We start from the raw sequence: 7044 nt of genomic DNA on the forward strand, positions 1-7044 counted from the left end.
CTGATGCTAGTTGGTCTAACACCTTGCAATGTTTGTCTTTTATACGTAATTTAAGGGTTTTCATGTACTTATATTAACAATCAAAACTCAAGGAAAATAGTCCTTAGTTAAATCAAACGACACTTCAGGTCGTGTCGCTTATATCTCTGACCTGAAGGACAGAGTTTTACGCTCCATTTGATAAATTCGAACCGAATGAATTTGACAACAAAGCGGTTAAAGCGATTTTCAAAAAATTACTGCAATATGTGAGTGCTTAATTGTTGCCGTTCGCGTGATAGATGCCGCCTTTTGTAGGTTCAGGCTTACATTATTTTCGGCAGATGGCAGCTATACGCCATGCATCATCCACGATAAAGTTAAAGCATACAGAGACAGGACGTCACTGAACATAAAACAACAATGATAAGACTAAGCAGGAAGCTTACGGTAGGACAGGAGTTATACCGCTAGAATGAATCTGAAAAAGCCTCGACAGGATGTCGGGGCTTTTTTCATTTCAAATGCTACATAAGAATAGCTCTAACATGAGCCACAACCAAACTCAGGGCAATGACTCATTAGATCTCATCCAATCGGATACGATTACTTTTTAGAACTCTCCACAATTAAACGCGTCACCAAGTACAAACGCGGTACGATAGAATCTGTCAAAATATATTCAGCTTTATCTGAATGTAATCCATCGCCAGACATACCGATTCCTTCAATGATCGCGGCTTTCGAACTAACCCCAGCAAAAGCGGCATCGGTACCACCACCCCAAGCGGTCGTTTCAACTTTCATCGGCAGCTTTAATTCGTTTGTGTAAATCTGCTGGGCTGTTGCGGCTAATTTTTTGGCTTGTGGACTGGCTTCTAAAGGTGGACGACGGACTTCAAATTTGACCTCGACCTGACTTTCCGCCAATTTTTTGGTTTTAACTTTTTGCTTCAAGGTTTTTTCCAACTCAGCAAAATCTTGTGGTTTTAAGGAACGAGCATCTGCCTGTGCTGTCGCATGGTCAGGAATCACATTTCGGGTTTTTCCAGCCGTCGCAACGGTCCAATTCAGCTTTAAACCCGTTTTCGGATTGGATAGATTTTCCAATTGTTGAATCTGAAAAGCCAGTTCTGTCAAGGCATTGACCCCTGCTTCAGGTTTTACCCCCGCATGCGAACCCCGCCCTTTAATATCTAAATAAGCCGCACCAATCCCACTGGTGGCTAACATCAAGCTTCCCTCTAAACCACCGGTTTCAAAGGAGAGGACAACATCCTGATTTTGAGCGGTATCCATAATCAATTGGCGCGAGCCGGGTGAACTGATTTCTTCATCTGAATTAATTAACACCGTAATGGTGCCGTAATCTTGGTACTTCAGCTTTTTCAGCATATCCAAGACATGAATCACTGCAGCAACACCCTGCTTGTCATCCAAAATACCTAAACCATAAGCTTTATTACCGTCTATGCGAAACGGTTGACCTTGTAATTGGCCCTTTTGATACACCGTATCGTTATGCGCCAACAACATAATGTTCGTTTTACCTTTGCCTTTTAGTACCGCTTTTACAATCGGCCCTGTCTGGTCTGGCGCACCATCGAGTTTCATGATGTCTTTGGGCTGAATCACGTTCACCTCAGCCCCTGTGGCTTTTAATTGCTCTGCGACCACCTTGGCAATCTGATTCAATCCCTCAATATCTTTACTGCCAGATTCAATATTGACTAAGGTTTTCAAGGTCTCTAAATAACTTTGCTTTTGACTTTCTGCAATTTTCTTAATCTCTTGTGGAGATGCTGCCCAACTTGCTGAAGCACTAAGCGCAATGACGCAGCCTAATGCGAGCTGAAGTTTTGATGTCGTCCGTTGTTGTGTAAGTGTTCTTAGCATCGATCTTATTCCCTGTATATTTTTCATTATGAATTTTTAATGTCTGATAAATTAGTTCACCATTCAACCAATTAATCGCAAAAATATGTAACACCACTGATAAGGCTTTTAGTCACTTCAAAACCAGCTTCCTGCTGTTTTAAAAGCGGTTTAGATCAATATGGATGCATAGATCTAACGGTCGAGAGCCTTAATGCTGTGCAATACATTGACGCGACGGACAGAATGATAATTTAGGTGTTGTACGTTTTGGCTTACATCAGATGCGGATAATAGACACTATTCACGTTATTGGATTACTTTTATATTAAGGTCATACAGCGACAGGATGTCACTGAACATAAAACAACAATGATAAGACAATGAGCAGGAAGCTTAACGGTAGGACAGAAGTTATACCGCTACAATGAATCCGAAAAAGCCCCGACAGGATGTCGGGGCTTTTTTCGTTTAAGCTCCGTGAAAGCAACATTCCATGTATTTGCACAGACTAAACATCGACCTGAAAACCTAAATCGACATCACAGGCGGCTTGACCAGCTCGAATCCCCCAGTTTTCTTGAGGGCTTTCGCGTAAGGTAATGATGATATGGTCGGCTGGAATGCCAAATTCCACCAAATTTTGCACCAGCATTTGATATAACTTACGCTTGGTTGCTAAGGTTCGTCCCGCAAAACAATCGATGGTGATATGTGTAAAACGCTCAGGCTGCGTCAAATGATCAAACACCTGAAACCGATGTGGGGCATGCACTTGCAAACGTATATTGCGGTCATATCGAGGCAGCTGAAAACTCTGTTGTAAGGCGTCAAAGACAGCATTTATCAACTGTTGTTCTTGTTCTATGCTGTATTGCATCCGTATATCGATTTGTGTTGCAGGCATGCGCGAAACTCATTGTTGTTATATCCATCACTACACTAGCAGGATTTAGCGACGTTCTGCTGTAGGCATTTACCTACAGCGCTTGCAGTATTTACGCCTGTAGCCTCAACAGCAACGCGCCTATAGTAAGAACATACAGAGACAGGATGTCTTGCAATAAAAATAAATAATGCACATGCAGCAGGAACGCTAATCGGTATGACAGGAGTCATATCTTTAGAATGAATCTAAAAAGCCTTCGATAGGATGTCGAGGGCTTTTTTCATGTCGTCATTCACTCAGCAATCGCACTCTATTCGTCGAAAAATCGCAATTTATCAACAATACTTACATCGCAACAGTAAAACTGTACTTATAATCGGCAAAGATTTTAGACAGAATAATGGCTGCGAGTTCAGCAGCTCGAACTGTCAGCGCTTAGGGATTAGGCGACAACAATAAAAATTGAATTAAAAAATTAGAGAATGACCTATGCAATTGCAACAGCAACAACTGAATAGTTTTACCCGCATTTTTCATGCCGCTCCAGAACACAATAGCCCACAAGATCTTGCACAATATATTGGCGCGCATCGACAAGAGCTTTTACAACAAATCCATGAAAATGGCATCTTGCTGTTCCGTGGTTTTAACATCAAGCAACCCGAACAATTTAACCAACTGATTGAACAATATTTTCAGTTTACGCCATGGAATGCATTTAACCCCAATATACCCAGCTGGGTTGCATCTTGGATGCGAAAATACAGCGAGAACTTGCTCGGCGCAGGCGACTACCGTCGTTATATCGACCGCAACACAGTGCAATTGGGTCCAGTCGAAAACTCGGTACAAGGCCCACATGTTGAAGGCGGCGTGCGCTCAGAACGCTCGCATTATATCGCCTTATTTTGTCAGGAACCTTCGACGTATTTGGCAGAAACAGGATTTAATAACTTAGAGCAGATTTGGGAGAATTTTCCGAAACATCTACAGGAAAAATATCTCGGTGCATGGAACCATTTTTCTTATGTCTCGGCGCGCGAGGTGGGGCTATTTGACCGGTTATTGCTGAAAAAGAGCCCGTTTAGTCTAGAGATTCGACAAGATAAAAAAGCCAAACTGACCTTACAGCGTTCGCCACTGGTGATTCATCACCCCGATACGAAAAAGCATGTCATTCAGCCGTGGGCTTTTGCCAATAATACCAATCCATTTGCCCATCAGGCGGCCAAAAATTGCTTTGAAAATCGAGGAGAGATTGAAATCGATTCGACGGCGGACGGCATGCAGCTGACTTGGGAAATTTACACGCCAGAAGGTCAACAAATTGAATGCAGCGATAACGAAAAGCAGCAATTTTTTGATGCGATGTATAAAGATGCGCTGCTTTTACAATGGCATAAAGGCGATGTTGCGATCGTCGATAATATTAAAATTGCGCATTGGCGGATGAATGGAGAACAAGGAAATCGTAAATTAATTCAAATTCAAGCCAATGCATTTAATGCCGATGAGCACTATGCGGCTTAGCTGATAGATTTAAAATTCGTGCAGGCCTGTATGTGAGAAGCCCCGTAGGGGCTTTTTTTTATTTTTTGAATTTTTTTGTTTATTTTTTAGCCGCTATTTTGGCTCAATTTTGAATAACCATGCTTTTTCACCGTCCTCAATCCCCCAAATGGCGCCATCTTTGGCTTCAATCAAGCCACGGACCCGCTGTTTCATGTCGATGCGCTGGATTTCTGTTGCCGGTTGATGCGCTGTGTCCACAATCACGATTGCTTGAGACGACAACCCGCCAATCAGCGCTTTATTTTTCCACAAGGGGAATTTTTGCCCTTGGTAAAACATCAAACTCGACGGTGAAATCACCGGTGTCCAGCTGATGGCAGGCGCTTCAAATTCAGGCCGTGTATGATGATCAGGAATCGGTTGATCATCATAATGATCGCCATTCGACACATGCGGATAGCCATAGTTTTTCGCACGCTGCACCAGATTTAACTCATCACCGCCTTTCGGGCCCATTTCGGCCACCCAAAGCTGCTGTTTTGCATCAAATGCCATGCCTAAAGGATTACGGTGCCCGAAGCTCCACACTTGCTTTGCAACCTCGCCTTGGGTCTGAAATGGATTATCTACAGCAGGTGTTCCATCACTATTTAAGCGCAGTACTTTACCCAAATTTGACTGCAGATCTTGTGCAGGATCAAACTTCTGACGTTCGCCCGAACTCACCCATAATTTTCCATCTGCGCCAAACTGCATTCGGTGTGAATAATGGCCTTGGCCTTCTACTTTTGGAATTTGCCTCCAAATGATTTTTCGCTGTTTTAAACTTGGCGAAGCTTCATTGAGGTTTAATGTGGCTTTTTCGATGACAGCGCCAAAACCGCCCTGTCCTGCTTCTGCATAGCTCAGATATATCTGATGATTTTTTTCAAACTGTGGATCAAGTGCAATATCACCTAATCCACCTTGTCCACCATAGGCAACTTTGGGAAGGTTTTTCACCTGTATTTTCTGCTGGTTTTGAGGATTAAAGATAATTAGCTGACCTTTTCTTTCAGTCAGCAATATACGGCCGTCTGAGAGCGGCTGGATGGTCCAAGGTTCATTAAATTGAGCGATTTTTTGTATTTTAAAGCGCTGTTCTTGCTGGATTTGTGCCGACTTTTGAGCTTGGCTTGGTGTTTGATCTTGTGCTGTAGTTGTGGTGTTTTCCGCATGGCATGCGGCTGTCATCAGGATGACAACGATGAGGCTAGGCGTTCGAAAATATTGTAAGCATTGTTTCATTTACTGTTCCCTTCCCTTTTATAATCCTTTGATTCTAATCAATTAATCAGATGATTTTTCTTTGGAAAGGTAACAGAATAATTTTGTACGTTTTGGCTTACATGACATGCAGAAAATTGCGGCTTTCCAAGTTTATGAAACAGGCCTAATCTACAGTTATCAGGAGACAGGAAGTTTCCGAAACATAAAACAATAACAATAAGTTTCTGCATCAGGACGTGAGATATGACAAGGAGTTGTATCTAGAACACGAAATACGAAGAAAACCCCGACAGGATGTCGGGGTTTTCTTTTTCTATCTATTAATTTTTTATGACCCATTAAAAAAATCCCCCAGATTCAGCTGGAGGATTTCACGATCATGATTTTGCGCAATCGGACTTAGAGGCTTTTGAGATATGCCACAACATCGTCATGACCTGCCATTTCTGCAAGTTCTAAAGCGGTATATTGGGTTTTGTGCTTTACATCTGCACCTTTGCCTACCAATAGCTTCACTACGTCTAAATAGCCGTTTTCTGCTGCTGCATGCAGTGCGCTGTAGCCTTCTTCATCGGCAGAGTTTACGTCTGTGCCATTCGCCAAAGATTTTTCGACTTCTGCAAGTTCACCTAAAGATGCCCAGTACACTAGCTCAGGCAGATGCAGTTCTTCATCGTCTTCAGGGATTGGGGAGATAGAATTAAAGTTCATATTTTTCTCACAATAGTATTAATAAGGGCTTAGTTAGATATTAGATTAATTAAAACCAAATAATTAACAACACAACAAAATATTAACTCTCTCCAACCCACAGTTGAATTGTCGCACACAATTGTAATCCATATACCCAACCAATAAAGTCGCCTAGCTCTTGACCGTTAAAACTCAAATCAATAGTTTTATTCCTAAAAGTAGTAGGCAAATCATTAGGAATTCCTTTTATAGACCATACACCATTATGACCAATTGCATTTCTAAGATGCCTTGCAAAGGCATACCATTCTTGTGACCTAAAATGATCAGATTTATTATTTTCAAAAGCATAACTTTTGGCAGCTTCGAAAGTTTCTAAAATCATGTAGTAAAATGTTTGTTTAACAAACATTTTTGCTGAACCATTGTCTAAAGTATTTGAAAAATTAATATTATATAAAAGCCAATCTGTAGCAGCTACTTCATTTCCGCTTAAGACATATATTTCTTTATCTGATACTGTTAAATTATAATTACTCAAATAACGGCTTGTTGGTTCTTTTACTGCTAATCCGTAAGCACCTAAACTAAACCAAAAGGCATCACGGACGTATTTCATTTTTTCTAAACATCTTTCTTTTGTCATAATTTTAAATATTCTAAATATCATTTCTATTAGAGCATAAAAAGCCCCCTTTCGGAGTAATGCCAGTCAGTTAAGAGATTGACTGGCTTTTTCTTGGGTATTTTTGAGGTTTTCCTTTTACAACCCTTGGATAACTCCTCACTCTTCTCTCAGGTATAACATACCGATTAGATTTCTCCAT

6 protein-coding genes are annotated in these 7044 nt (G+C 41.3%); 1 reads left to right on the forward strand and 5 read right to left on the reverse strand.

Annotation, left to right across the window (positions count from 1 at the left end; translation table 11 throughout):
- Nucleotides 1-585: 585 nt before the first annotated feature.
- Together FTV03_RS16565 and FTV03_RS16570 are read right to left on the reverse strand one after the other, a co-directional pair.
- Complete coding sequence (locus FTV03_RS16565) at nucleotides 586-1875, reverse strand: glutamate carboxypeptidase (protein ID WP_168379828.1); 1290 nt, start codon at nucleotides 1873-1875, stop codon at nucleotides 586-588.
- 490 nt (nucleotides 1876-2365) lie between these two features.
- The gene (locus FTV03_RS16570; protein WP_168379827.1) at nucleotides 2366-2761 is read right to left on the reverse strand and encodes a tautomerase family protein; all 396 of its coding nucleotides are present in this window, start codon (nucleotides 2759-2761) and stop codon (nucleotides 2366-2368) included.
- A gap of 471 nt (nucleotides 2762-3232) precedes the next feature.
- Between FTV03_RS16570 and FTV03_RS16575 the strand changes: the two genes are divergently transcribed.
- Nucleotides 3233-4273, forward strand: a complete 1041-nt coding sequence (locus FTV03_RS16575; RefSeq protein WP_180042264.1) for a TauD/TfdA family dioxygenase — start codon at nucleotides 3233-3235, stop codon at nucleotides 4271-4273.
- Nucleotides 4274-4366: 93 nt separating this feature from the next.
- Here FTV03_RS16575 and FTV03_RS16580 read toward each other — a convergent pair whose 3' ends face one another.
- The 3 genes from FTV03_RS16580 to FTV03_RS16590 form a co-directional block, all read right to left on the reverse strand.
- Complete coding sequence (locus FTV03_RS16580; protein ID WP_373687968.1) at nucleotides 4367-5542, reverse strand: PQQ-dependent sugar dehydrogenase; 1176 nt, start codon at nucleotides 5540-5542, stop codon at nucleotides 4367-4369.
- Nucleotides 5543-5923: 381 nt separating this feature from the next.
- The gene (locus tag FTV03_RS16585; protein WP_180022952.1) at nucleotides 5924-6235 is read right to left on the reverse strand and encodes an ankyrin repeat domain-containing protein; all 312 of its coding nucleotides are present in this window, start codon (nucleotides 6233-6235) and stop codon (nucleotides 5924-5926) included.
- An 82-nt stretch (nucleotides 6236-6317) separates the two neighbouring features.
- A complete protein-coding gene (locus FTV03_RS16590) occupies nucleotides 6318-6863 on the reverse strand; it encodes a hypothetical protein (protein WP_180022953.1) in 546 nt (181 codons plus the stop codon).
- Nucleotides 6864-7044 lie beyond the last annotated feature (181 nt).

This window comes from Acinetobacter sp. YH12218, from assembly GCF_013417925.1.
GTDB classification, from domain to species: Bacteria; Pseudomonadota; Gammaproteobacteria; order Pseudomonadales; family Moraxellaceae; genus Acinetobacter; species Acinetobacter amyesii.

Excerpts from the sequence above, each read along its gene's own strand:
- FTV03_RS16575 (WP_180042264.1), top strand. The coding sequence starts at position 3,233 with ATGCAATTGCAACAGCAACAACTGAATAGTTTTACCCGCATTTTTCAT.
- FTV03_RS16580 (WP_373687968.1), bottom strand. The coding sequence starts at position 5,542 with ATGAAACAATGCTTACAATATTTTCGAACGCCTAGCCTCATCGTTGTC.
- FTV03_RS16565 (WP_168379828.1), bottom strand. The coding sequence starts at position 1,875 with ATGCTAAGAACACTTACACAACAACGGACGACATCAAAACTTCAGCTC.
- FTV03_RS16585 (WP_180022952.1), bottom strand. The coding sequence starts at position 6,235 with ATGAACTTTAATTCTATCTCCCCAATCCCTGAAGACGATGAAGAACTG.
- FTV03_RS16590 (WP_180022953.1), bottom strand. The coding sequence starts at position 6,863 with ATGACAAAAGAAAGATGTTTAGAAAAAATGAAATACGTCCGTGATGCC.
- FTV03_RS16570 (WP_168379827.1), bottom strand. The coding sequence starts at position 2,761 with ATGCCTGCAACACAAATCGATATACGGATGCAATACAGCATAGAACAA.